Raw genomic sequence first — 1576 nt, 5'->3', positions numbered from 1 at the left:
GATCAGAACGATGAAATTGCTCTGGAAATCGAGATAGGAGTTCTCGTTGACGTCTAACGTACGCTCCCTTTCCGGATTTCTGATAAAAGGGCGCCTCATGGACGCTGCTGCTAGTGTTGCCCCCGGGCGTGACCTCTTTTGCGCGCTGGTGCGCAAGGCGGGAAATGCTAAGTTGATTACGGCTGATCATGATCCGAAACTCCGAAAATCCTTGGTGTCCGGATGAGACTCCTTCGGCGGAACACTCCCCCGATAAGTCGTCCCGGTGGGAGCGGGCCCGGGCGTAGCGCCAGCCATTTTGGGCTTAGGCTGTGGTAAACACGGGTTGGTAGCTCTCAATCCTGCTGCAGAGCCTCTCTAGATTCGACAGGTTGTGACTTGCGGTCAGGCAGATGCGTATGCCCGCGTGGCCGCGAGCGACCGTCGGAAAGAACGTGACGGATGTATAAAAGCCGTCATCTAGTAGGCGCTCTGCGAAATCGATGGCTGCGAATTCGTCGCCCACCTTGACCATACGAATTGGCAGAGGGGCGCCTCGCTGATCTGTCTCGATGAGCTCGTCGAAAATGGCGATGCGCTCGACCAACTGACCCTGGCGGACCTTAAGCTCGCTCGTCCGGTGAATTTCCGCCGAGGCTATAGCGGCACCGACAGCTGCGACGTTGGGCGAAGCTGAGAAGGCATGCGGAATGGAGTAGGAACGAAATAGCTCTTCCTGATATGCCGTTCCAAGCATGAGCATGCCACCCGACGCGCCAAAGCCCTTGGCGAGGGACGCCGCGACAATCGTGCGCTCACCGAGCTCACGGGGCAATTGAGAGCGCGCAAAGCCTTCACCATTTTCGCCAAAGAGGGAAATTCCGTGCGCGTCGTCGATGTAAAGAAAAAGACCATACTTCTCCTGCAACTGGAGAAGCCCTTCGATCGGCGCGAAGCCGCCCATCGAATAGACGCCATCGCACACATAGGCGACGATTGGATGCTTGCGGCAGATCTGCTCCAAGGCATCGAGGTCATTGTGAGGAATTGTCTCCACTTGGGTCTCCTCGGCCACGACTGGCTTATGAAAGGCGAGGGAGGCATGGGCCAGATGGTCGAACACCATGACAGGTCTTTGGCCTTCCGTTAGATGTCCGGAGGCGATGATTGGCAATGCGCCCATATTGGCGATCATGACTGTTGAATATGCAATAACGCGCGCCCCAAAGAGTTGGGAAAGCATGTCCTCAAGATTACCAATGAGCCCGAAATTCAGCCGCGTGCGTGCACATGACCAGTGGAGTGATCCATATTCCTCTATTGCGGCAACCGCGCCGGCAACGATAGCCGGATGATTGTCCAGACCGAGGTAGCAACAACGTACATAGTCGATAACGGTATCGCCTCGACGGTCGCCTCTTGTGAGCCAGACCGTCCTCCCCTCCATCGACCGCCCGTAGACCGCCATGAGGCCACGTTGGTGAGCCCGTTGGAAATGCGTTCGCGTTCGGTCAATGACCGAAGCGGTGTTGCGGAAACGATTGGCGCGCACAGCGCCTGCTGCGGATTCTACTGCAGACATCAGGACGTCCTTTCA

General features: G+C 56.9%; 1 protein-coding gene. It reads right to left on the bottom strand.

Annotated features, from left to right (window positions below; translation table 11 throughout):
• Window positions 1–304: 304 nt before the first annotated feature.
• Entirely contained in the window at window positions 305–1561 is a 1257-nt protein-coding gene (locus NKH23_RS34375; protein ID WP_353036783.1) for an aminotransferase class I/II-fold pyridoxal phosphate-dependent enzyme, read from the bottom strand.
• Window positions 1562–1576 lie beyond the last annotated feature (15 nt).

Origin of the sequence: Mesorhizobium sp. M1328, from assembly GCF_040318075.1 — a bacterium.
Classification (GTDB): Bacteria; Pseudomonadota; Alphaproteobacteria; order Rhizobiales; family Rhizobiaceae; genus Mesorhizobium.
Note: the sequence above shows the minus strand (reverse complement) of the source record. Positions and strands in the feature narration are given on the sequence as shown.